17 protein-coding genes are annotated in these 25,236 nt (G+C 69.5%); 14 read left to right on the top strand and 3 right to left on the bottom strand.

The annotated features are described in order from the left end of the window. The 5 genes from AAH979_RS40190 to AAH979_RS40170 all read left to right on the top strand — a co-directional run. Positions 1-4,536 (top strand): thioester reductase domain-containing protein (locus AAH979_RS40190; protein ID WP_346263367.1); only part of this gene is annotated, 4,536 nt, incomplete at its 5' end. Continuing rightward, entirely contained in the window at positions 4,517-5,746 is a 1,230-nt protein-coding gene (locus AAH979_RS40185) for a cytochrome P450 (protein ID WP_346263366.1), read from the top strand. The genes AAH979_RS40190 and AAH979_RS40185, both read left to right, overlap by 20 nt. Before the next feature lie 12 nt (positions 5,747-5,758). After that, positions 5,759-6,706: an ATP-binding cassette domain-containing protein gene (locus tag AAH979_RS40180; RefSeq protein WP_346263365.1), complete on the top strand. Its 948-nt coding sequence runs from the start codon at positions 5,759-5,761 to the stop codon at positions 6,704-6,706. Positions 6,707-6,736: 30 nt separating this feature from the next. After that, entirely contained in the window at positions 6,737-7,492 is a 756-nt protein-coding gene (locus AAH979_RS40175; protein WP_346263364.1) for an ABC transporter permease, read from the top strand. Positions 7,493-7,550: 58 nt separating this feature from the next. Continuing rightward, a complete protein-coding gene (locus tag AAH979_RS40170; RefSeq protein WP_346263363.1) occupies positions 7,551-8,867 on the top strand; it encodes a nucleotide disphospho-sugar-binding domain-containing protein in 1,317 nt (438 codons plus the stop codon). Between the two features lie 180 nt (positions 8,868-9,047). Here AAH979_RS40170 and AAH979_RS40165 read toward each other — a convergent pair whose 3' ends face one another. Next, entirely contained in the window at positions 9,048-9,410 is a 363-nt protein-coding gene (locus AAH979_RS40165) for a LuxR C-terminal-related transcriptional regulator (RefSeq protein ID WP_346263362.1), read from the bottom strand. After that, on the bottom strand, positions 9,403-10,746 hold the full coding sequence (locus AAH979_RS40160; RefSeq protein WP_346263361.1) for a glycosyltransferase: 1,344 nt from the start codon (positions 10,744-10,746) through the stop codon (positions 9,403-9,405). Before AAH979_RS40160 ends, AAH979_RS40165 begins: the two co-directional genes overlap by 8 nt. Positions 10,747-11,215: 469 nt before the next feature. Between AAH979_RS40160 and AAH979_RS40155 the strand changes: the two genes are divergently transcribed. From AAH979_RS40155 to AAH979_RS40130, 6 genes are all read left to right on the top strand, one after another. Next, positions 11,216-11,866 (top strand): class I SAM-dependent methyltransferase, encoded by a 651-nt coding sequence (locus AAH979_RS40155; protein WP_346263360.1) that lies wholly within the window; start codon positions 11,216-11,218, stop codon positions 11,864-11,866. Positions 11,867-11,881: 15 nt separating this feature from the next. After that, the gene (locus tag AAH979_RS40150; protein ID WP_346263359.1) at positions 11,882-12,757 is read left to right on the top strand and encodes a glycosyltransferase domain-containing protein; all 876 of its coding nucleotides are present in this window, start codon (positions 11,882-11,884) and stop codon (positions 12,755-12,757) included. Next, positions 12,754-13,551 (top strand): sulfotransferase, encoded by a 798-nt coding sequence (locus AAH979_RS40145; RefSeq protein WP_346263358.1) that lies wholly within the window; start codon positions 12,754-12,756, stop codon positions 13,549-13,551. Before AAH979_RS40150 ends, AAH979_RS40145 begins: the two co-directional genes overlap by 4 nt. An 82-nt stretch (positions 13,552-13,633) precedes the next feature. Then, positions 13,634-15,793, top strand: coding sequence for a glycosyltransferase (locus tag AAH979_RS40140; RefSeq protein WP_346263357.1), 2,160 nt, complete (start codon positions 13,634-13,636; stop codon positions 15,791-15,793). A 112-nt stretch (positions 15,794-15,905) separates the two neighbouring features. Beyond that, the gene (locus tag AAH979_RS40135) at positions 15,906-16,949 is read left to right on the top strand and encodes a glycosyltransferase (protein WP_346263356.1); all 1,044 of its coding nucleotides are present in this window, start codon (positions 15,906-15,908) and stop codon (positions 16,947-16,949) included. Positions 16,950-17,353: 404 nt separating this feature from the next. Next, positions 17,354-20,131, top strand: a complete 2,778-nt coding sequence (locus tag AAH979_RS40130) for a LuxR C-terminal-related transcriptional regulator (RefSeq protein WP_346263355.1) — start codon at positions 17,354-17,356, stop codon at positions 20,129-20,131. 242 nt (positions 20,132-20,373) lie between these two features. Here AAH979_RS40130 and AAH979_RS40125 read toward each other — a convergent pair whose 3' ends face one another. Further along, positions 20,374-23,172 (bottom strand): LuxR C-terminal-related transcriptional regulator, encoded by a 2,799-nt coding sequence (locus tag AAH979_RS40125; protein ID WP_346263354.1) that lies wholly within the window; start codon positions 23,170-23,172, stop codon positions 20,374-20,376. Positions 23,173-23,317: 145 nt separating this feature from the next. Here AAH979_RS40125 and AAH979_RS40120 point away from each other — a divergent pair, with 145 nt between their 5' ends. From AAH979_RS40120 to AAH979_RS40110, 3 genes are all read left to right on the top strand, one after another. Continuing rightward, positions 23,318-23,674, top strand: a complete 357-nt coding sequence (locus AAH979_RS40120; RefSeq protein WP_346263353.1) for a VOC family protein — start codon at positions 23,318-23,320, stop codon at positions 23,672-23,674. 219 nt (positions 23,675-23,893) lie between these two features. Continuing rightward, on the top strand, positions 23,894-24,556 hold the full coding sequence (locus tag AAH979_RS40115; RefSeq protein WP_346263352.1) for a glyoxalase: 663 nt from the start codon (positions 23,894-23,896) through the stop codon (positions 24,554-24,556). Positions 24,557-24,615: 59 nt separating this feature from the next. Next, positions 24,616-25,068 (top strand): DUF1801 domain-containing protein, encoded by a 453-nt coding sequence (locus AAH979_RS40110; protein ID WP_346263351.1) that lies wholly within the window; start codon positions 24,616-24,618, stop codon positions 25,066-25,068. Positions 25,069-25,236: the final 168 nt, after the last annotated feature.

Genomic DNA, 25,236 nt, shown 5'->3' with positions numbered 1-25,236 from the left:
TGCCGGTTCCCCGGCGCGGAAGGCCCCGAACAGTTCTGGCAACTACTCACCGAGGCACGCACCGCCATCACCCCCATCCCCGCCGACCGCTGGAACAACGACCGCTACTACCACCCCGACCCCGACACCCCCGGACACACCTACGCCCGCCACGGCGGCTTCCTCCACGACGTACGCGGCTTCGACCCCACCGTCTTCGGCATCACCCCCCGGGAAGCCGCCGCCATCGACCCCCAACACCGCATCATCCTGGAAACCGCCTGGCACGCCCTCGAACACGCCCACATCCCACCCGACAGCCTGCACGGCACCAACACCGCCGTCTACATCGGAATGCGGGCCGGCGAGTACGAGCGGCTCGCCACACCGGACCCTGATTCGATCGACGAATACACGGCGATCGGGGCGTCGGCGAACTTCGCGGCGAACCGGCTCTCGTACGCTCTCGGCCTGCAGGGCCCCAGCCTGGTGGTCGACACCGCCTGCTCCGCCAGCCTGGTCGCCGTCCACCTGGCCTGCCAAGCCCTCCGCACCGGCGAAACCGACACCGCCCTGGCCGGCGGCGTCAACCTCATCCTCTCCCCCGACGCCATGATCGCCCTCAGCAAAGGCCGCATGCTCTCCCCCACCGGCCAATGCCACACCTTCGACCACAACGCCGACGGCTACGTCCGCGGCGAAGGCTGCGGGATCGTCGTCCTCAAGCGACTGTCCGACGCGCAGGAGGCCGGAGACCACATCTGGGCGGTGATCCGCGGCTCAGCGGTCAACCAGGACGGCGCAAGCGCGGGAATCACGGTGCCCCGGGGACCCGCACAGGAGGAGGTGATCCACAAGGCGCTCGCCGACGCGGGGGTCGAGCCGCAGCACATCGACTACGTCGAAACCCACGGCACCGGCACCGCCCTCGGCGACCCCATCGAAATCCGCGCCCTCACCCACACCCTCACCCCCAACCGACCCCACCACCACCCACTCCACCTCGGCTCCGTCAAAACCAACATCGGCCACCTCGAAGCCGCCGCCGGCATCGCCGGCCTCATCAAAACCATCCTCACCCTCCACCACCGCACCATCCCACCCCACCCCACCACCATCACCCCCAACCCCCACATCCCCTGGAACCCACACCTCCACATCCCCACCACCCCAACCCCCCTCACCACACCCACCCCCACCGCCGCCACCAGCAGCTTCGGCTTCGGCGGCACCAACGCCCACCTCATCCTCCAACACCACCCCACCCCCACCACCACAACCGACACCCACCAAAACCAAGACCAAGACCAACCCCACACCATCACCCTCTCCGCCACCACACCCACCACCCTGCACAACACCGCCACCCAACTCCTCCACCACCTCCACCACCACCCCACCCCCCTCCCCCACCTCGCCTACACCACCACCCACACCCGCACCCACCACCCCCACCGCGCCACCATCACCACCACCAACCACACCCACCTCACCCAAGCCCTCACCGCACTCACCACCAACACACCCCACCCCCACCTCACCCAACACCACACCCCACCCACCACCACCCCACACACCACCTTCCTCGTGCCCGCCGCAACGCAGGACCCCGACTCCCTGGTTGCCTGGTGGGGCGAGCGCGGTGTGGTCGCGGACACCGTGCTCACCGAGCACGACCCCGAGGAGTTCCGCACCGCCGTCAAAGCGGCCGCGGCCGCCGGCGCCGAGATCTTCATCGAGCTGGGTCCGCGCGGGCTTGAGCACCTCGTCCGGCAGTGTCCCGGCGGGGAAACAGCCCTTTACCTCCCGACCTACGCCCCCGACGACCCCGACCCGGACCATCGGCATCTCATGCAGCAGTCCCTCGGGGTGCTCTGGACGCGGGGCGTCGCGATCGACTGGTCCGCGATCTGCCAGCGTCCGGAGAAGATCCCAAATCTTCCCCGCTACCCGTTCGAACACCGCGACTACTGGGTTCCTTCGCTGCGGCACGAAATGGCACTCGTACCGGCGGACGAGGGCGTCGCACTGCGGCCGCGCTTCACCGAAACGGCGGCCGGACAGCTCATCGCGGAGACGGAGCTGTCGCTGGCGGCGCTGCCGCTGCTCGACGAGCACCGCGTGCACGGCCGGATCGTGGTCCCCGCCATCGCCTTCCTGGAGCTGATGCACCGCTGCGCACACCGCGCCCTCGATGGACCGTTCGCCCTGCGGAACCTGGCGCTGACCCGGCCACTGATCCTCGCGGACGACGCCGCGCGCACGGTGCAGGCCATCCTGGATCCGGACAGCGACGGTCAGGCCCGCATCCGCGTCTTCGCACGCGATCCGCACAGCGGCTGGCAGCAACTGCTCCAAGCCGACGTCGTCACGGCCGATTCCGGGAACGCCGACGAACTGGAACCGGAGGAGTTCGAGCGGGCTCGCGGCCGGTGCCTCGACGAACTCGACCACGAAGAGTTCTACCGGCGGGCCTGGCATCCCTCCTTCGCCCTGGGCGCGAGCTTCCGGCTGGTGCAGTCGGCGCTGCGCGGCCGGGCGGCCGCGGTCGGGTTCGTCGCGACGCCAGACCCGGAGTGCGCCGCGCTGACCGCCGGGGTGCGGTCCGACCTGCTCCTGATGGACATCTGCGCGCAATTGGTCGCGGTCGCTGCGAGCACCAGCGCCGTACCCGAGCGGCCGGTGTACGTCGGCACCGGCTTCGCGAGCATGACAGTCCGGCGAAGCTTTACCGACGGCGAGATACGCTGCACCGCGGTCCTGCGTGACGACCCCGCTCGCGGCCGGGATGACGGCGTGCTCGGCGACGTGTCGATGACTGACGAGGACGGGGTGCTCTTCGCGCTCATCAGCGGCGTCTCCTTCCGTCCGCTGACCGCGGAGACCGTCGAGCGGCTGACCGCCGCCCCGGCGCCCGCCGGTTCGCCGGCCCAGGCCCCGAAGCGTTCGAAGGTCGCCCGGCCCGACCCATCTCGGCTGCGCCAGGCGAGCCCGCAACAGGCGCGACAACGCCTGGAGCAGTACCTCGCCGCGCTGCTCGGCTCGATCGAGGGCTGCGAGGCGGAGGAGATCGATCCCGCCGAGCCGGTCATCACCCGAGCCGACTCGTTGATGCTCGCCGAGTTCGTGACCGCGGTCGACCACGACCTCAACGTCCGGCTGCCGATGCACGTCCTCTTCGACTCCGCCTCGCCGGCCTCGCTCGCCACGACGATCGCCGACGAGATCCGCGCCGCCGCCCCTGATACCGCCGCGCCGGCGAGCGTGCCGGACCCGTCGGCGCCGACCCTCGACCCCGTGGTCGCCAGGCAGCCCCGCCCGCTGTCGATTCTGAAAACGGGCAAGCTCACCCGGATGAGCGTGGCCGAGATGGCCGAGCGCGCCGCGCTGCCGCCGTCGATCGCCGCCGCCGAGCCGGCGTCGCATCCCGACAGCGCACCGGGTGGCACCCTGCTGACCGGTGCGACCGGCTTCGTCGGCGCCTTCCTCCTGGCCGAACTGCTCGAACGGCGCGCCGGCGACGTCTACTGCCTGGCCCGGGCCAGCAGCCCGCAGCGGGCACTGGAGCGGATCCTGACCAACCTCGACACCTACGGCATCGACGTCGCCCGGCATCGGTCCCGGATCGTCGCGCTGCCCGGCGACCTGACCGAGCCGGGCTTCGGCTTGGACGACGAGGCGCTCGCCGACCTGCACATGCGGTGCGGGGACATCGTGCACTGCGGCGCCCAGGTCAAGTGGACCTATCCGTACCAGGCGCTGGAACGGGCGAACGTGTACGGCACCCGCGAGGTGCTGCGGCTGGCCACCATGGGTGGCCCGGTTCGCCCCGTGCACTTCATCTCCACCGTCGGCGTGTTCTCCTCTGTCGAATACGAGCCGGACGCCGTCTACGAGTCGCAACCGCCAATCGAAAGTGGGCCGCTGGCGGTCGGGTACGCACAGTCGAAATGGGTCGCCGAACAGATGATCCGCACCGCGCACCAGCGGGGCGTGCCCACCACGATCCACCGGATCAACACCGGCGGGGACAGCCGCACCGGTGCGTTCAACCGGGTCGACCACCTCAGCATGATGCTCAAGGGCTGTATCGAGGCCGGAGTGGGGCCGCAGGAGGTCAACATCCATCTCCAGCCGGCGCCGATCGACTACGTCGCGGCGGCCGTGGTGGAGATCGCCCGCCGCCCGGAACTGAGCGGCGGAACCTTCCACCTGGTCAACGACACCGAGCTGACCTGGCCGCAACTGTTCGCCATGGTCCGCGAGTTCGGGTACCCGGTCGACCTGACCACCTTCGACGACTGGCGCGACCGGATCACGGGCTCGCGTTCCGGGACGATGGCGCTGCTCGGCCTGGTGCCGTTCCTGGTGGACACCATCGACGACGCGCGGGTGCCGCGCTTCGACTCGGCATGGACCCGCCACGCCCTGACCGGTACCGGACTGGCCTGCCCGCCGCTGACCACCGGGCTCGTGCACACCTACCTGCGAAGGTTCATCTCCGCCCGGTTCGTCGCCCCGCCGAAGGGAGCAGTCCGTGCAGTCCGTAGCGAATGAGCCGATCATCTATGACCCGGCCGATCCCGAGCACCGTGTCCTGCCCTGGCCGATGTACCGGCGCCTGCTCGAGGAGGCCCCGGTGCACCGCATGACCGCCGCGACCGCCGACAGCGAGGACTTCTACATTCTGAGCCGGTACGACGACGTGGCGATGGCGCTGCGGGACCGCCGGCAGTTCTCCTCGCACGTGCGCCGCGGTGACTTCCTCGATCTGCCGATCATGGTGAACCGGGACGCCCCGGACCACACCAGGTTGCGCCGGGTAACCAACCGTGCCCTCGGTCCACGTGCGCTGAGCTCCCTGAACGGGTGGATCCAGGACACCGTCGAGGAACTCGTCGAGGACCTGCTCGCCCAGCGCTCCGTCGAGTTCGTCGACCAGTTCAGCACCGCGCTGCCGCTGCGGGTCGTCGGCGGCATGCTCGGCTTTCCGATGGAGCGCAAGGCCGAGATGCAGCGCTGGTCCCAGGCGGTCATCGAGGTCTTCTCCGTGATGGGCGGGCTCGACCCCGAGCTGGTGCCGGGCTTCTTCGAGGACTTCATGGGCCTGGTGGGCTACATCGACGAGCTGGCCGCCGAGCGCGCCGGCTGCCCGCACCGCGGTGACATCCTCAGCGACCTGGTCTGTCGCAAGGAGTCCGGGGACGTAAACCACGACGAAATGGTCGGCCTCGGATGGTCCTATGTCGCCGCCGGCATGGAAACCACCATGAACCTGCTGGGCGGCGGGATGAAAATGCTGCTGGAGGACCGGCATCTGGGCCGGGTCTTGACCGCGGACCCCGAGCGCACAGATGATTTCATCGACGAATACCTGCGCCTGTACACCCCGACTCCCTGGCTGCTGCGCCGCGCAGAGGTAGACGTCGCATTGCACGACACGGTGATCCCCCGCGGCGCACTTGTGCACACGCTGCTAGCCGCGGCCAATCGCGACCCGCGCAAGTTTCCGGACCCGGACGCGTTCGACCTGGACCGCCCGAACAAGGAGGACCACATGGCCTTCGGCGCCGGCCCGCACTTTTGCCCGGGCGCCGTGCTCGGAAAGCTGTTCGCGGGCAAGGCGTTCCGCGCCATCTACCCGCATCTGGACCGGATGTCGATCGACCCGGAGCGTCCGCCGCGGCTGCGTTCCCGGCCCGGCACTTATGGAATTGAGTACATGGGACTGCTCATCGAGCCGGAAACGCGTGCGGACGCGTCCTGAAAGCGAGAAAAAATGATCGAAACTAGTGGACTTGGCAAGACATTCCACGGTCGTCGCGGGCAGGTCGAGGCGGTACGCGGTGTGGACCTTGTGGTGGAGGCCGGGGAGATCTTCGGCTTCCTCGGGCCGAACGGTGCGGGTAAGACGACCACGGTCCGGATGCTCGCCACGCTGCTTCGGCCCTCCTTCGGTCGGGCAACGGTGTTCGGCGCGGACCTCGTCGAGCAGCCAGCCGAAGTGCGCCGGCACATCGGCTACGTCGGCCAGCGAGGCGGCACCGACCCGACCATGACAGCCTGGCAGGAGCTGATCATCCAGGGTCGGTTCCAGGGCATGACCAAGTCCGCGGCGCAGGCACGGGCACGGTGGGCGGTCGACGCCTTCGAACTGGGCGAGTGCGCGGACCGGCGGACGGGCACGTACTCGGGCGGGCAGCGGCGGCGTCTCGACCTGGCACTCGGCATGGTGCACTCCCCCAGACTGGTCTTCCTGGACGAGCCGACCGCCGGCCTCGACCCGCAGAGCCGGGCGAACCTGTGGGTTCAGGTGCGCAGGCTCCGCGAGGAGGGCATGACCGTCTTCCTGACCACCCACTATCTCGACGAGGCGGACGCGCTGTGCGACAGGCTGGTCATCATCGACCACGGCCAGGTGGCCGCGGAGGGCACGCCAGCGGACCTCAAGCGGGAGATCGCCGGGGACATCGTCGCGGTCGGCGTGGCCGGCGACCCGAAGATCGCCCGCAAGCTGCTGGCGGAGCAGCCGTTCGTCCGGGAGGTGGACGACACCGACCAGCAGGCCATCCGGTTGTACGTGGACCAGGGAGACACCGCGCTGCCGCAGGTGATGCGCCTGCTCGACGCCAACGGGCTGGAACTCCGATCGATCACGCTGGAGCGGCCGTCGCTCGACGACGTGTTCCTGCGCAAGACCGGCAGGTCGCTACGCGATGCGAAGTGACGCCGCCCACGGACGACCAAGGAGTGCACCGTGAAGATCCTCAGCGAGACCTGGCTGGTGTTCCAGCGCGCCGTGACCCGCACCATCCACAACAAGATGGGGGTGGCGGTGATGTTCGTCCAGCCCCTGTTCTTCCTGATCCTGTTCGCCCCGCTGCTCAAGAGCAGCCTGCGCGGCGCAAACCCGGACGAGGTGCTCAACCTCTACTTCCCGGGCCTGCTGGTGCAGATGGCCATATTCACCTGTCTCTACGCCTGCTTCTCGCTGGTCACCGAGACGAACTTCGGCGTGCTCGAACGGTTCCAGGTCACCCCGGTCAGCAGGTTCGCCCTGCTGCTCGGGCGGAGTCTGCGCGACGCGGCGGTGCTGCTGTTCCAGTGCACGATGATCACCCTGCCGGCGATAGTGTTCGGGCTGCGCCTGTACCCCGTCCAACTGCTACAGATGGCGGGACTCCTGCTGCTGCTCGCGCTCTCCATCGCGCCGCTCTCGTACGCGCTCGCGCTGATCTTCAAGACCAACGAGGTACTCGGTCCGGGGATCAACCTGATCACCATGCCGCTGCTGCTGCTGTCGGGCATCTTCGTGCCGATGACGTACGCGCCGGACTGGCTGCGCTGGCTGTCCCTGGCCAACCCGCTGACGACGGTGGTGGAAGGCGCCCGGGAACTGTTTGCGGGACATGCCTGGAACAGCGGGATCGCGTGGGCGTTCGGTCTGGCGATTGGCGGTGCCGTCCTGTCGCTCGCCTGGGCCGGACGGCTGTTCGCGCGCGTCGCCGAGTGACCTCGCCCGGCTGGCCGGCGGGGCGGAGTTCCGCCACTGTCGGGAAAGGCTGACCCACGTGACAACGATTCTGGTGACCACGCACGCCATCACCGGGCACCTGCGCTACGCGACACCCCTGGTCCGAGAGCTGGTCGCCGGGGGTCACGACGTGCTCTGGTACACCGGGCGGGCATTCGAGTCCCTGGTCGTCGGTACCGGCGCGAAGTTCGCACCGATGAGCACGCGCGCCGGGGCCGACGCCGGCGCGGCGGACGCGCTGCAGAGCGCGCCGGGCCGGGCCGGTGGCGTCGGCGGGTACGGCGCCACCGTGCTGGAGGTGTTCGTCCGCCCCGTTCCGGCCTTCGTCGCGGACATCGACGAGCTGATCGACTCCTTCGCGCCCGAGGTGGTGGTCTCCGACCACAGTTTCCTGGCCGGGATGTTCGCGGCCGAGCGCCGCGGCATCCCCCAGGCGGTCTTCTCGACCGGCGCGCTGCACGTGTCGAGCGTGGACACGGCGCCGTACGGCACCGGCCTGCCGCCCGCGCGCGGGCCGCTCGGCCGGATACGCAACCGCCTGCTCGACCAACTCGTCCGCCGGGTCGTGATGCGCGAGCCGCAGCGGGCCGTGACCCGGATCCGGGCGGCGCTCGGCCTGCCGCCGCTCGATGGCTTCTTCTTCTCCTGGCCGCAGCAGATCGTGGACCGCTACATCCAATCGAGCATCCCGCAGTTCGAGTACCCACGACGCGACCTGCCCGACTCGGTGGTGTTCTGCGGACCGACGCGGTTGGACGGGTTGGACGCCTGGGCGCGGCCGGCGTGGTGGGGCCGGATCGCGCAGGCCCGGGCTGCCGACCGGCCGGTGGTGTTCGTCACGCAGGGTACCGCGGCCACCGACCCGGAGAACCTCCTGTTGCCGGCGATCGACGGGCTGGCAGACGAAGACATCCTGGTGATCGCCACGTCGGGCGGCCGCGATCCGCGCGAGGTGCTGTCCGCGGATCGCCACCCGGCGAACGTGGTACTGGAGCCGTACATCCCGTTCACCGAGGTACTGCCGCAGGTCGACCTCATGGTCACCAATGGCGGTTTCGGGGGCGTGCAGACCGCGCTGGCGCACGGGGTGCCGCTGGTCGCGGTGGGCAACTCGGAGGACCACATGGAGAACAACGCCCGGGTGGCGTGGTCCGGTGCCGGCGTCTGGTTGAAGAAGGAGCGGCAGACGGCTGAGCGGATCCGCGACGCCGTGCGCACGGTGCTGACCCGGCCGGCGTACCGTGCCCGAGCCCGGGAAATGATGACCGCCTACGAGCGCTTTCCGGACGGCGCGCAAGCGGCGGCGCGGTTGGTGCTGGACACCGCGGCGTCGCGCGGGCGCGGCGCGGCCTGACCGCGCCTGCCGATGCGACGCGGCCACGCGGCACGCGGCGTGGCCGCCAATATCCGGTCGATCCGGTGGATCTTGGCGTCAGCGGCACTGCGCATGGGGCATTCCACCCAGCTCAGCGCGCTACCCGCTCGTTCGTCCGGAACTTTCCGCACGTTACGGAACACGCTGACCCGACGAGCGCTACTCGTCGGCGACAAACTCCCGCAGCACCCTGGGCGGCCAGGAACCGGAGTCGAATATGCCCAGGGAGTACGCCCTGCCGACCAGCGCGGTCCGGTTCGGCACGCGGAACCTGCGCAGCAGTCGTCCAATGTGGTAGCTCACGCCCTGCTGACTCAGAAAGAGGCTCGCCGCGAGCTGCACGCTCGAAGCTCCCGAGGCGACACCCTCCAAGATGACGGCGTCCCGATCGTTCAGCGGCGGAACTCTGCGGCGGGGCGACCGGGTCACCGCAGCCGGGAGGGTCAGCTCGACCGCGTCCCTCCCGGGCGCGTCCCACTCGCCTCTCGACGCGAGTCTCCGGAGCTGGACCGGGTCACCCATGCCGGCGATTCGTGGTAAGGACGGATACCCGCGTGCCGATCCGGTGCGCCTCGGCCAGAATCGCCGAGCCGAAAGCACTCCAGAGCCCATCCAGCCTCGACGTGATCACGACGGTGTCCACCGCGTTGTCCGGTAATGCGGTATGGATGCCCAGGTTGTGGCGCACGTCGTGGCGCGCGCCCGCACCATTCGCGAGGAGCCGGTCCACGACCTGTCGGTCGAAATCGGCGAGAACGCACCGCTGCCTGACGGCGGGCACGACGGCGCCGGCGCCGAACACCGCAACGCGCTCATCGGGCGCGATCGGCGCGAACGCGCGCTCCAACTCCGCGGCGACGGTGAGTCCGGCGCATTGGTGGGTCCAGTCCGCCACCTGGCGGTTGAGCGTCTCCAGCGTAGCGAGCGCAGGCCCACCGGGTGACTGCATGACCAGCCAGCCGAGTTCGAGCGGCGGCTCGGCGAACTGGTATTTGTCGAAGAAGCTCCGGGCGTTGCGGTGGAAGCCCGCGAGGTTCACCGCCCCGTCCCGCTCGTGCGGTGACTCGATCGCCCACGCGTCCAGGCTCAGGTGAATCGCGGTACCGTTGCGTATCAGCCGGTAGCCCAGATCGACGTCGTCCAGGCCCCAACCGCGGAAGTCCTCGTCGAAGCCGCCGACCGCCCAGAAGTCCGCGGCGGGCACGGAGCAGTTCGAGCTCCAGAACAACTCCTCCGGGAAGATGCGGTTCCGCAGGTCGAAGCCGACCTTCTCGAACTCGCCGTGCCTCGGGTCGCGAAACCCCGGCTCGTCCCGGTAGCGGTCTACCACCTGCTGCGGTGTCAGCGTCCGGACCGCCTCGGCCAGTCCGGGTGGGCACCGGTAGTCCGGATCGTCGGTCTCCCGTGGCGGGTATCCGTACACGTACCCGGCGACCGCCCGGCCCGGCACGGCGGGTGGGGTGTGCGCCCGCAGATATGCCGCGAGCAGATCCGGGCCGGCCAGCGTGGCGCAGTCCAGGAAGACCAGCAGCGGCGCGGCGGCCAGCCGCGCGCCGGCGTTGCGCACCCGCGTGACGCCGTTGTCGCGCATCGGCGCGGCCTGGGCACCGAGATCCTCCTGGAAGTGGTATTTGAACCGCAGTCTGCCCGCGAAAGATTCGACGACCGACCGCGTCTCGTCGCTTGACCCGTCGTCGGTGACGACCACCTCGTACTGGTCGACGGGGAGCGTTTGCGCGCACAGGCTCTCAAGCGTGAGGCGCAGATCCTCGGCGCGGTTGTAGGTGGGGACGATGACTGAAATCCGCGGCGCCACGTCGGCGCCGCCACCGGCCGACTCGCCGTCTATCTCCGACACTCGACTCTCCTCGGAGTACGCATCGCCGAAGCGGCTTCCCACAATACCCAGACAAGCGTTTGGCAGTGAACCTTTTTCAACCTCCCCTTGCGGTGCGGTGGACCGCAAGGTCAGACGCGACGCGCGAGCGCCGCGCGGTTCAGGTTGAAAAAAGTCCAGTGATGACGGTCAGCAACCTAGCCGGTATCCCGACGAACGGTCAAGTCGGCGGAACCAATCCGCCGGCACGGATGAGGGTCAATGCGTGGGCGGGTTATCCCTGGTCAACTGCACACCTGGTGGCCATCGTGCAGCCGTTAGCGGCCACGACTACTCGTTGGTATTGCGTAGTTTTACGTAACGCACTCGCTAGGACGATCTGGTAGAACTGCAGCAGCGTTCCAGGTCGGGTCCACCATGCGCGCAACCGGACACTGGCCCGAACGCCACGTACCACAGGTGGCGCGATCCCTACCTCAGGCGGCGACCCATGAATGATCAGCTCTGGCAGGACGTACTTGCGCTACAGGTTCTGGCACCGCTGTCATCGAGCTATCTGCCATGGAATATGGCGGCAATGCGACCCAGCGGCGTCGTCGCCGTGCTCAACGAGATCATCATCAACCGGCGGCGATGCATCGTAGAGCTGGGGGCCGGCATCTCATCCATCTACATCGGACGCCTTCTGCGACAGCGCGGAGGGCACATCTGGACAGTGGAACACGACGAACAATGGGCAGACGCCCTCGACCGGGAGTTCGCGAACGAGTCGCTGGAGGACGTGGTGACGGTCGTACGGGCCCCGCTGGTGCCGACGACGTCGACATGGCCCGACGAGGAGAACGGGTGGTACGAGTCGGAGGCCATTCGACGGACGATCACCGACCGGAAGATCGACCTGCTCGTCATCGACGGCCCGCCGGCGAACGACGTCGCACGGCAGCACTCACGGTATCCTGCGATTCCGTTCTTCTCCCCGCTGCTCGCCGACGACTACACCATCGTGCTCGATGACGTCAACCGGCCCGGCGAGCAGGAAATCATAAAACGGTGGGAACGGGATCTGGGCATCAGCTTCGAACACCACGTGCTCGCCGGAGGAATCGGCATCGGCCGGTCACGGCCATCGTTTGCGGTGTGAATCACGGGAGGCACCATGAAGGTCGTCACCATAGCTTCCGATCTCGATCAGCCCTTCCTGCAACGACTACTGATCCCGTCCTGCGGCATACTTGGACTCGACCTGATCATCCTGCACTCCGCCAAGGAAGGCTTTCGGCACAGCGACAAGCGGTCGATCTTCACGGACTATCTCGCGCGGCACGCCGAAGCCGACGAGCTTATCGTGTTCACCGACGCGTACGATACGTTGTTCATTCGGGGAGAGCAGCATATCAACGATCTCTACACCAGCTTTTCGCAGCCGGTGGTGTTCGGCGCGGAAGCCGGTAGTTGGCCGCTGGGTGCCCTCGGGTTCGCCCTCCTGGACACTCCCCCGGTCTATCCTTACCCCTTCCTGAACAGCGGTGGGTTCGTCGGCCCGGCCGGCGTTCTGCTCGATCTCTACAAGAGATACCCGAAGCCTCCGAGCGAGCGGTTCGAACTCCTGGAGAAGCTGCGACTGTTCGACTACGACACCGACCAGCGGTACGCCTTCAGCGACCAGTACTACTGGACGCTGGTGCAACTCGTCGAAGGCGGGACGGTAGCACTCGACCACAAGGCCCTGCTCTTTGAGAACCTCGGGCCGCGCGTGCCGGACGTATGGGATCTGAAGATCTTGCTCGGCCACTACGAGTTCTATGCACAGGACCGGAAGGCGGCCAGCTACCGCGAAGAGCGCGAACGTCTCGAAGAGCTGCTGCAAACTCCCAGCCAGGCCGCCCACATCCATTTCTCCAATCCCATGAGCAAGGCCGCGGTGCTGGATCTGCTCGACGAGGGAAGGTTGCCCGACTGGCTTCGCGAGGTCACCGGATCCAACCCGCCTGGCGTACCGGGACCGACGATCCTTTCTCACGCACTCAGGTGAACGACGACGCGGAGGCACTCGTGCGCACCGACCAGGGGGCTCGGCTCGTGGAGAGGCCGGTCTTCATCCTGTCGGCCGTCCGATCCGGATCAACCTTGCTGCGCTGCATTCTCGACACACATTCACAGATCTACGCACCACATGAGCTTCATCTGCCTTCCACGAGGGTCGAGGTCCCCACCTGGTACGCCGAACTAGCGCTACGGACCGCGGGACTCGTCGGCGAGGAACTCGACTTCCTCCTGTGGGACAGGATCCTTCATCGCTTGCTCGAAGCGAGTAAGAAGTCTTTGATCGTCGAAAAGACGCCCTTGAACTCCCTGTCCTGGCGTCGGCTCGGCAAGTGCTGGCCGCAGGCCCGCAACATCTTCCTGCTACGCAATCCGGCACACATCATGAAATCGGCTCTGCAGGCGGGGCCCGATCCAGAGTCCGAGGTCATTCCTATCGTTCTCAGGATGATCGACGGAGTTGAAGAAGCTCGGCGGGAGTTGCCGGGCATCACGGTTCGGTACGAGGACCTGATAGCTGAGCCGGTCGAGACGACAAAGGCTATTTGCGTCTATCTTGAGGTTGACTGGGAACCGAGCATGCTGGAGTACGGCCGGGTAGACCACGGCCCGTTCCAGCCGGGAATCGGCGACTTCGGCACCGCTATTCGCTCGGGTCGGCTCCAGCCCAGGCCGGAGCGGACGACCGCCGAGCCCGTTCCCGACTACCTCGAAGATCGATGCGCACGCTGGGGTTACGGAAGGTCCTCGTCAAGCGCGACGGAGATGCAGGATGCCTGCTGAGCCCTCCACGTCACGACTCACGCTCGACCTAACTCGGCTTCCGCCACCGTCCAGCTTCTGGCCGACTCGCGGGACACCGGACGTGCTGCCGTTCCAGGACGCCACCTTCGATCGCGCCATCGTCGGGTTGGAGGTGCTCAACGTCTCGCGACTCCAACGGTTGTTCGACGAACTGTGTCGCGTAGTGGTCGTTGGCGGCGAGATCGAGTTCGTGGCGCGCGACGACGAGCGCGTCGACGGTCTGAAGATCCGCTTTCCGGACATGATCGCAGCGATTCTCCGAGGATTCGACGTTCACTCCATCACGTCGAACGACGGTCGCGTCGTCATCGAGGCACGGAACCGGGCCGCTCGACGACTCGTCGAGGTAAACGTCGAGACCATCGATTCGACCGCCGACGCCGCCGCCGCGCTCATGTGCATGATGCGCGACCGTGATATCGAACAGACAGTCGGCAATGGTCCGCCGACCGCCGGCCGGCCGTGGCGGATCGACGTGGCAAACAGCAATGGAACAGCGGCGAAGACGGTCCGGTTCGAGTCGGCCAGTCTTCCGACCGGGCCGTCGCGGCGGCCCGACCTCCGCGTCGCGGCAGTCCTGGGCGAGCGCTCGCGCTTGGCGCTGCAGTACGAGTTTGCCTTGCAGCCGGTATGGCGGGACTCGTGGCCTGCCGCCTTCCGGCCGGGCCCGCCGCAACTCCTCCTGGTCGAGTCGAGTGCGCCGGCCCGCGGCGCGGGTGGTCCGTTCACCACCGACGGCGGGCTCAGCCGATGGGCGCTGGACCTGCTCGACCACTGTCGGCAGCACGCCGTTCCCACCGTTTTCTGGAACAACGACGACCCGTTGAACTACGAGTCCTTCCTGTGCGGCGCCCGTCACTTCGACTGGGTGTTCACCGTGGACGCGAGCTGTGTAGGCCGGTACCGGGCGGACCTTGGGCATGACCGGGTCGGGGTGCTGCCGTTCGCGATCCAACCGCGCATTCACAATCCGGTGGGGGCCTTCTCGCACAGCGTCGGCGACATCGCGTACGCGGCGCCATGTCACGACACCGGCTGTCAGGCGCACGCGGAGCAGGTCGACAATCTCCTGGGCGCCACCGCTGATCTCGGGTTGCACATCCTCTCGCTCGGCGGGTCCGGGTCGCGTTCCGGGCTCCCCACCAACCTCGACAACCAGGTCGTCAGCCATCTGGCGTACGACCAACTGCTGAGCGCGTACCGGCGCTACCGAATCTTCCTCAGCGCGAACCCGGCACCGGACTCCCCGACGAGGCTCCCGCCCGAACTCCTGGAATCGCTGGCCTGCGGTACTCCGGTGATCAGTGTGCCCTCATCCGCGATCGCCCCGATGCTGGGCTCCGGTGTGGTGGAGGTCAGCTCCGACACGTCATCGTCGCGGATGCTGGTCAAGGCCCTCCTGGCGAGCACCGAGCTGCGGGACCGCACGGCGGTGGAAGGTGTCCGGCGTGTCATGCGGGACCATACCTATGCGGACCGCGTCGACGGCCTCCTGAAGACCGTCGGCCTCGACACCGGCCCCAACTCGCGGTCTTCGGTCTCGATTGTGGCGCCGACCCATCGACTCGACGGGTACGAGAGCATCATCAGGAACGCAGGTCGACAGACATATAAGGATTTCGAGCTGATCCTTGGCTTGCACGGCATCGACCAACCGGAGTCTCGCATCCGAGATGCCGCGCGCGACCAGGGGCTCGACAACCTCACGATCGTGCGACTGTCGAGTGAGCGATCACTGGGGTCCGTGTGCAATGAGCTGATCGAGGTCGCGTCCGGCTCGCACGTGGCCAGGATGGACGACGACGACTTCTACGGCCCCCACTATCTGGAAGATCAAATGCGCGCCTTCGAGTACACCGAGGCGGACATCGTCGGGAAGTGGACCAGATTCATCTACCTGGAAAAGCTACCCGCGCTCGGGGTGATCTTCCCGGGCAACGAGCATGTGTATGGCGCGCCGCTGTGCGGCGGGACACTCCTGATGCGCCGGGATCTGTGCGACGTGGTCAAGTTCGCCGACCGGACGAGAGGCGAGGACATCGCGTTCCTCATCGACTGCGCGCGACAAGGGTTCGCCACGTACGCGACCGATCGCTTCAACTACGTCTACGTGCGCCACACCGACAAGTCACGGCACACCTACCAGCCAGATGACCTGGACCTGCTCTCCCGGACCAGGATCGTGTCGTTCGGCTCGTCGCTGGAGCACGCGTTCGTCTAGAATGGACAGTCGAATGAGGGTTGTCTTCACCGGGGCTCCGCTGCTTGGTCATCTCCTGCCGCAGTTGCCGACGGCCCGCGCCTTCCATGACCAGGGGCACGCCGTGTCTCTGATGGTGCCAGAGTCCGTCGCGAAGGTCTTCGCCGCCGAGGAGTTCGAGATCCTCCCCGCTGGCGCGGATGCGAGCGCCCTCCAGGCCGAGGTCCTGCGTCGTACGGGTGAGGATGTGTTGGCGGGGGCGTCGGTCGGGGCGCAGCTTGAGGCGTTCGGCAACGCCCGGATCGACCTCTCCCTGTCGGAGAGTCTGGCCGCGGCCCGGGCCTGGCGGCCGGATCTGATTGTCGTCGACCCCGGGGACGTCCTCGGGCCGTTGGTCGCCGCCCTCTTGGACGTGCCCTTCGCCACGCTGACGTACGGGCCAGAGGGTTCGGAGGAGTTCCGGCTGGCCTTGAACGAGAACGTGGCCGGGCAGTACCAGAGCCGGGCATCGGCGCCCCGGCAGGCCCGTTGGGTGCTGGACGTCTGTCCCCCGGGTCTGCAGATCGACGAGTGGCGGGTGCCCGACGGGTGGCTGCCGTTGCGCCCGGAGGCTCACCGCGCTCCACGAGCGCAGCACATCCCCCCGCTCCGAACGCTGGTCGGGCGGCCACGGATCCTGGTCACCTTCGGCACCCTCTTCACCGACGCCCAGCGGCTCAACCCCATCCTGCGGGTACTCGCGGCCACCGGCGCCGCGCTCCGGGTGCCCGTCGGGCTCACCGCCTCGGCCGACGACTTCGACGTCGACCACACTGCGGTCGCCTTCGAGCCGTTCGTGCCGATGCGCGACCTGCTGGCCGACATCGACCTGGTGGTCTGCCACGGCGGCGCCGGAACCGTGCTCGGCGTGCTGACCGCCGGGCTGCCCATGGTGGTCGTACCGCAGGGCGCGGACCAGTTCCTGCACGCCGAACGGGCGGCCAGCGCGGGCGCCGCCATCCAACTCCTGCCAGACGACTTCACCCCGGAAGCTCTCGCCCAGGCCGTCGACACGCTGCTCAACACACCCACCTACCGGAACAACGCCCGCAGGATCGCCGGTCAGATCGCCGCCATGCCCTCCCCCGAAGAAGTAGTCAGCACGCTGGCGGCAGCCTTCGTGACCAGCCAGCGATGACAGTTCACCGTTGAACCTCTGCAACCTCCTCTTGCGTTCCGGCGGACCGCGGACGAGATCGGCCCCGCCGGCAGCTACCGGCGCCCGTCCCACCTGAAGCGTTTCCCGCGTGCACCACCAGGCTGGCCGGCCTCCAGTCGCGCGTGGTCGCCGGCCAAGTCGCCGTCGCGTACCTCGTCGACCGGCGCACGGCCGGCCATGGTGCGCTCGGTCCGGATGGCCGCGGGAAAGGCACGCGAGTGGAGCCGCCGGAGGAGCCGTCGGAGGAGACCGTTGGGTAGGGGCAGTTGGTCGTAGCCGTGATCAGCCGATAAGTCGTACTCCGGCTGGCCATCCATTCGGCATCCAGTGGCAGTCCAGAGGCGGCGGGCACCCTGAGCTCCGTGCGTGATGAGGTGACGCCGATGGTTGGACGTGCCGCGGAACTCGAACTGCTCGACCGGGCGCTGTCGATGGTCGCGGCCGGCCGGTTCACCGGGATAGAGATATCCGGTGGGCTGGGCGCCGGCAAGACGCGGCTGCTCTCCGAGCTTCGGCAGCGGGCCGCGGCGGCGGGGCTGTCGACCTGCTCGGGCCGGGCCGTCGAGGTGGAGCAGTGTCGCCCCTACGGATTGTTCGCTGCGGCGTTGGGCCCGCTCGGGTGGCGCGCGCCGGAGGACGCCAGCCGGCTGGATGTCTACTATGGAGTACGCCGACTGCTCGACGGCGTGCTGCTGCTGGACGACCTGCACTGGGCCGATTCCGCGTCGCTCCAATTGACCGAGCACCTCATCCGCCGGCCGCCACCGCGGCCGCTGCTGATCGCGGTCACCTTCCGGCACACCCGACCGCCGGTGCGGGTGGTGGACGCGCTGGTCGGCCACGGGCCGGCGGCGATCCGGATCGGCCTGGCCCGGCTGGGTCCCAGCGACCTGGAGAGCCTCCTGCCGGATCTGCCGCACCGTCGGCGGGAGCTGATCCTGCGGGCCAGCGGGGGCAGTCCGGGCCTCGTGCGGGCGCTGTGCCGGCTGAGCGACGATGCGCTGGCCGCGCTGCTGTCGGACGGGGGGCACGACGGGGACCCGGACATCGACGGCACGGCGCGGGACGTCCTCGCCGGCCTGGCTGCGGAGATCGTCGCGCAGGATCCGGACACCCGTGCCGTGGCGCAGGCCGCCGCCGTCGCGGGCGACCAGGCCACCGTTGACCTCCTCGCGCACGTGACGGGGCTGACGGTCACGGCGGTGACCTCCGCCGTCGACCGGCTGTGCTGGCTAGGTCATCTGGAGGTGCACGGCACCCGGTTCGGGTTCCCGAATCCCGTACTGCGTGCGGCCGTCCGGGCACTGGTGGGGCCCGCCACGCGGGTGGGACTCCACGCCCGGGTGGCCGGTTACCTGCGCACGCACGGCGGGCCGCTGCGGGCGCTGGCGGATCACACCGAGCGGTCCGCCGGGCCCGGCGACGAGTCCGCCGCCCGTACCCTCATCGACGCGGGCCTGTCGTGTGTGTTCTCCGCCCCGGCGCGGTCCGGCCGGTGGCTTGCCGCCGTGCTACGGGTCCTGCCCGTGGCGGACCCACGGCGGCCGACCGTCACACTGCTGTACGCCCACGCCCTGGCCCTGACCGGCGAACTGAACCGCTCCCAGGAGGTGCTCACCGACCTGCCCGACGACCCGGCCGGGCTACCCGACGAGGGTGGGACACGGGTGGGGGACGTTCGGGCGCTGGTCGCGCAGCTTCGGGGTGATGCGGACGAAGCCGCGGCGATCCTGCGCGAGCTGCTGCGGCGCGGTCGGCCCGGTGCGGCGGCCGAGGTCGGGCGGCGGGTACGGCTGGCGGCGGCGGAGGCGCTGCGCAGGAACCCGGGTGCCGCCCGGATACACGCCGAACGGGCGCTGGCGGGCGCGGGGACAGACCGGTCCGTGCACGCCGGGATGGCGCATGGCTTGAGCGCGGTGGCCGCCCTCTCCGAGGGACGTATCGCGGCGGCGCGCATTCACTTAGCCAGCGCCAGGGAGGTGGTGGATGCCGCCGACGACAGGTCCCTGTGGCCGCACCTCGACCTGGTCGGCACGGTGTCCTGGGCGGCGGCGGACCTGGGCGACCTAGCGGCGGCGGGCCGGCACCTGGCCCGGGCCAGGGAACTGGCGGAGGACACCGGCCAACGCGGCGTGCTGCCATACCTGCTGGTGCTGGAGGCCGCCCTGCATACCCGGGCCGGCCGGTTGGTCGCGGCGCTGCGGCTCGCGCAGGAGGCCGGTGCCGCCGCCCGGCGGGCCGGCAGCGCCGAGCTGGCGGCGATGGCGGACGCCGTGCTGCTGCGGCCGCTGCTCTGGACGGCCGGTCCCGGCGCGACCGCCGCCGTCGCCCGCCGGCTGGCGGACGCCGGCCGGCCCCGCACCGCAACATGGCGGCGAGTCGCGGGGCTGAACCTGGCCGTGGCGGCGCTGGCCGCCGGGCGCCCGCAGGAGTGCCTCGACCGGCTGGCCGATGGCCCGCCCCCGTCCCAGGCACCGGCCGACGCATCGACGGCGGCACCGACCAACGCCCCAGCCGACGCACCAGCACGCGCCATCGCACCACCGCCAGCCCACGCATCCCCGTCGGTCGAGGCGCCGGCCGCTGTGCACGCGGAGGTGCTGCGGGCGATCGCGCTGGCCGGCATGGACGACCTCGGCGCGGCCAGGATGGCGGCAGAGCGGGCGCAGCTGGCCGCGGCCGGCGCCGGCCTGCCGTACGAGCTGGGGCTGGCCGGCTACGCGCGGGCGTCCATCGCGGTGCGGGCGGGCAGGTCGGGCGAGGCGGCCCGGCTGGCCCGCGGCGCGGCCGCCGAGCTGGCCGCCGCCGGCGCCCCGTTCGACGCGGCACTCGCGGAGCACCTCGCCGGTCGCGCGCACGGCCGGGCGGGTCACGTCGAGTGGGGGCGGGCGGCGTTCGGTCGCGCCCTCGCCGGCTACCGGGAGTGCGGCGCCGGCTGGCTGGCAGCCGCGGCCGCCGCCGAGCGGGACCGGCCGGCGCGCGCGTTGACCGCCCGAGAGCGGGAGATCGCCGACCTGGTCGCGATGGGCCTGACCAACCAGGAGATCGCGGTACGGCTGTTCCTGAGCCGGCGGACCGTCGAGTCGCACCTGTCGCGGATGTTCGCGAAGCTGGACGTCCGCTCCCGGACCGGGCTGATCAACCGACTGCGCGCGGCGTGACCCGCCACACCGGCACCAGCAGCGCGCGGGCCAACGCGGCCCGCCCGCCGGCGTGCACGGCGACGAGGTACGTCACCGCCACAACCGGACCGACCCCATCACCAGGCCACTCGGTGAACCCTTTCCACCTGAACCGCGCGGCGCCCACCCACCGCGTCCGCCAACTCAATGCCAGCCACCCGCTGCCCTCACCCCCACCTACGGCAGCCAACCGACCAGGAACCCACCGCTCCGGCAGGGCCTCAGGTTGTGGTGGTCCGGGATCGGCCGGGGGCCATTGGCGCGAGTCCGAGGTCGCCAAGCGCGGCCGCGCCGCGCTTGGCATGGGCGCCGCCGGCGAGCACCAGGGTGCGGGCGGACTGGTAGCGGCAGCCGACGGCGTCGAATGCATCCGCCGCGGCGAGCAGCGCCTCCTGGTCGCCGTCGAGCAGGGCTGCGGCTCGTTCCACCATGGCGTCGGCGACGGGGTTGCCGGCCACGATGCTCCGGGCCTCGGCCAGGCGGTCGCGAGCGTCGGGGCTCCCGGCGAGTACGGCGGCCTCGGCGCGCAGCGCGACATACCAGTGGAGCCAGATCCAGGTGACCCACTTCCACACCTCGGCGGGCTCGGGCACCATCCGCTCCAGCGCCTCTGGCGCCTGTCCGTGGTGCAGCAGAAGCATCGCGTCGAAGACCGCCCCGTAGCCGTAGACATGCTCCGGTGAGGTGCCGAGCTGATTCAGGACAGCGCTCCACACGCGGCGGGCCTCCTGGTCGTCGCGTAGACCGTGGATCATCGCAACGCCGGCTGCGGCCGGACCGAGGACCGACCTGGCGGGGCTGCCGGCCCGCTGCCACGCTTCGAGGAACCGGGCGCTGCCGGCGAGTACCTCGTCGACGTTGCCCGCCAACGCGTCGGCCACCAGCAGCCAGCTCGTGGCCCGATGGCCGACCTCTGCCAGCAACGGATGATCCGCGAGTTGCCGCGCCCACCGGCGGGCGCCCGGCAGGTCCCCCGCACCGAGGCTGGCCTCGGTGGCCATCCCGAGTGCGTCGATCAGCTCGTGGGTGCTGGCCGGGGTAGCCGGGATGGACGAGAGCAGCGCGATCCGGCGCCGGGCCGTGGCCGCGACGGCGAACGTGTCACCGGCCCAGCTCTGGGCGCCGGTGAGCGCATCGAGCGCGGCGGACTCGGCGAGCGGGTCGCCCGTACGGTGAGCGAGTTCGACCGCCCGTTCGGCGCGCGCGATCGTCTCCGGTACGGCGTTGTCGGGTGGGCCCTGGGCGGCGCCGAACGCGTCGGTGAGCACCCCTGCCTCGGCCAGCGCCACCGCGGCCTGGGCGGCCGGGTCATCGCCAGCCAACTCCCGCGCCTCGGTGATGAGCGCGATCGCCTCCTCCTGTGGCGGGATCCGTTCGAATTTCGTCGAGAACCGGTATGCGTTGGTGGCGGCGGTCGCCAGGTCAGCGGCTGCGCCGGCGGTGTCCCCGGACCGGTGGGCGGCCTCCGCGGCCGCGCGGTGGAAGTCGTACATGTCATCACCGCGCATCCGGCATCCGGCCACAGCCGCGGCCTGCCGGAGCATCGACGCGGTGGCGGCTGGGTCGTCCGCGAGCGCGGCCGCCTGCTCATAGCGCAGCTGGGACTCGCCGATCAGGTGACGGGTGAAGGTCAGCTCCGCCAGGCACCGGGCGAGGCGATAGGCGCCCGCGCGCTGCTCTGGCCGGTCGGCCGCCCACGCCAGGGCCGCCCGGAGGTCGTCGGCCACCGCGTCGAACCGAACCCGCCAGTCTGCTCCTGCCTCCGCCAGGCCGGTAGCCTTGGCCAAGCACCAGCGAAGGTGCCGGGATCGGACGTCCACCAGCTCGCCGGCCTCGGTGATCCGCTCCGTCCCGTACTGGCGGATGGTCTCCAGCGCCCGGTACTGCGTGCCGCCCGGCGAGGCCGTCACCACCAGCAGGCTCTGTTCGGCGAGCCGGGCCAGTCCGTCGGCGACAACGCCTTCCTCGGACCCGGCGACCTCCGCCGCCGCGGACGCGGTGAACGGCGCCACAAACACCGACACCCGGCGCAGCAACGCCCGGTCGGCCGGCTCCAGCAGGGCGTGGCTCCAGTCCAGCGCCGCCCGCACGGAACGGTGCCGGTCATCGGCACGGGAGCCGCCGATGAGCATCCGGAGCGGATGGGACAGGGCGGCGGTGATGCCATCCAGCCCGAGGGTGGGATACCGCGCGGCGGCCAGCTCGATCGCCAGCGCCATGCCATCCAGCCGCTCGCAGATCGAGGCGATCTGGTCGCGCAGTGACGGATCCAGCGGCCTGCCCACCGCCGCCGCCCGCTCCATGAACAACGCGACCGCGTCCGACCCACCGTCGACAGTCAGCGACAGCGGCGGCACCGGGTACACCCGCTCGAACGGCACCATCAGCCGTGCCCGGCTGGTCGCCAGCACCGTCACTCCAGGGCACGCCGCCAACAGCCGCTCGAGGAACAGCGCCACCCCGTCCACCACGTGCTCGCAGTTGTCCAGCACCAGCAACGCGTGATGGTCGGCCAGCGCAGCGACCACGGACTCGGTCATGTCGCGGCCGGGCTGCTCGCCGAGGCCGAGCGCCCCGGCGACCGCAGTCGCGATCATGCCCGGGTCGGTGGTCGGGACCAGGTCGACGAACCACACCCCATCGGAGTACCCGCCCGCGGCTTCCGCGGCCACCGCCAGCGCGAGCCGGGTCTTGCCCACTCCGCCGGGGCCGACTGCGGTCACCTGCCGGTGTGCCTTGATCATCTCGGTCAGCTCGGTCCGCTCGCTCACCCGGCCGATGAACGAGGTCAGCGGGGCCGGCAGGACCGGTGCCGGGTAAGCCCGGCCGGTGCCGGCCAGCTCAGGCGCACGCTGGGCGAGCGCACGCCGATCCGGGACCTCCAGCTTGCGCAGCAGCGAGGAGACGTGGGTCTCCACGGTACGCACCGAGATGAACAGCCGTGCCCCGATCTCGGCGTTGCTGAGATGCGCTCCGACCAGCGCAAGCACCTCGGCTTCCCGAGGGGAGATGTCAACCATTACCCCATTCTCTCGTAGGCCCCCTCCGTGTTCCGGTTCCGTGGTCGCTCCGTGATCACCACGGATCCGGGCCGGACATGCCGGCGGACATGCTGGGAACACGCACCGACGGGCCGACGGCGGCCCGCCACTTGAAGGAGTAACCATGGCCGGCTCTTCCACCCAGGGAATCAAGACCGTGCTGCATCCAGTGTCGGATCTGGCGAGGGCCAAGGCGGTGTATGCGGCCCTGCTCGGCGTACCGCCGACCAATGACTCGTCCTACTATGTCGGCTTCGATGCCGGGGGTCAGCACATCGGGCTGGTGCCGGGCGGTGGACCGCAGGGCATGACCTCGCCGGTGGCCTACTGGCACGTTCCGGACATCGAGGCGAAGCTGGCCGAGCTGAGCGCCGCCGGTGCCACCGTGACCGAGCCCGCACACGACGTCGGCGGCGGCCGCCTGGTGGCCACCGTCACCGACCCCGACGGCAACGTCCTGGGGCTGATCCAGGACCGATGAACCTTTCAACCTCCCCTTGCGGTCCCGTAGAGCGCGAGGTCGGACGCGGGGCACGAGCGTCGCGCGGTTCAGGTTGAAAAAGGTTCAATGAAATGAGCGGCGGCGTCCGCGCCGGCCGTCATCGAGAGCGATCCGGCGAGATCTCTGCCGGCAATCAACGTACCCCTGTCACATCCGCGGCCCGATAGCCGCAATCCGACCTCACGGAAGAGACCTGCCATGTCCTGCATTGAATTTGTCACGCTCGAAGTGCCCGATCCCACAGCCGCCAATGACTTCTACACCGCGGCCTTCGATCTGGGCGCCCGAGTGCGCGTACGCGCCGCACAGGCGCCCACGACCGGCTTTCGCGGGTTCGCCATGTCACTCGTGGTGTCCCAGCCGAGCACTGTCGACAGCTTCTTCGACACCGCCCTCGACGGCGGAGCGACAACACTGAAGCCGGCCGCGAAGGGGTTCTGGGGCTACGGCGGGGTGCTACGTGATCCGTACGGCACGATTTGGAAGATCGCGACATCATCGAAGAAGGACACCGGACCGGCCAGCCGGCACGTCGACGAGATCGTGCTCCTACTGGGAGTGGCCGACGTTGCCGCGACCAAACGGTTCTACGTCGAGCGCGGCCTGCCCGTGGCCAAGAGCTTCGGCCGCAAGTACGTCGAGTTCGCCACCTCGAACATCAAGCTGGCGCTCTACGGTCGCCGTGCCGCTGCGAAGGACGCAGGCGTTTCTCCCGACGGCACCGGATCACACCGGCTCGTCATTGGCAGCAGCGCCGGAACCTTCACCGACCCGGACGGTTTCGAGTGGGAGGCCGCCTCAGCCCCAATCGGGCAGCACGGGGAGGCCGACGCGGCCGAACGGCCGGTGGCCTTGAGCTGAGCAGAGGGCGGTAAGCCCATCCGAAGAATACGGACGTCAAGCAAAAAGGGAGAAATACCATGAGCAGCACTGAAAACAGCAACTACGAGGGTTTCACCGCCGAGGAGCGTGCCGCGATGAAGGAGCACGCTCAGGAGCAGAAGAAGGCAGCGCGCCGTGGCTCGCGTGCGGACAAGGCGGCGGAGGCAGAGCGGGACGTGCTCGCGAAAATCGCCGAGATGCAGGATTCGGACCGGATCATGGCCGAGCGCGTCCATGCCATCGTCACAGCCAGCGCCCCGGCCCTCGCGCCGAAGCTCTGGTACGGGATGCCCGCCTACGCACTTGACGGCAAGATCGTCTGCCACTTCCAGCCTGCGGCGAAGTTCAAGACGCGCTACGCGACGTTCGGGTTCAGCGACCAGGCAAAGCTGGACGAGGGCGCAATGTGGCCGGCCGCTTTCGCCCTGACCGAGGTGACCGCCGAGGTGGAGGCGCGGATCGATGCGCTCGTGAAGCGGGCCGTCAGCTGAGGCGTGCCCCGGTGCGGGCAACCGCGCCGGGGCGACCTGAGTTCCCCCGCTCTGGCGGAGCGGCGGCTACCTGCTACCGGTTCGCACGCGGCGGTGGCGATAGTTGGCTCGGCCAGATCGTGTTGGTGGGTGTGCCAGGCGGTCTCGTACTCGTCGGGGCCGAGGTCG

Origin of the sequence: Plantactinospora sp. ZYX-F-223 (assembly GCF_039649625.1) — a bacterium.
GTDB lineage: Bacteria > Actinomycetota > Actinomycetes > Mycobacteriales > Micromonosporaceae > Plantactinospora.
The sequence above is the reverse complement of the archived record's forward strand: the minus strand, read 5'-3'. Positions and strand labels throughout refer to the sequence as shown.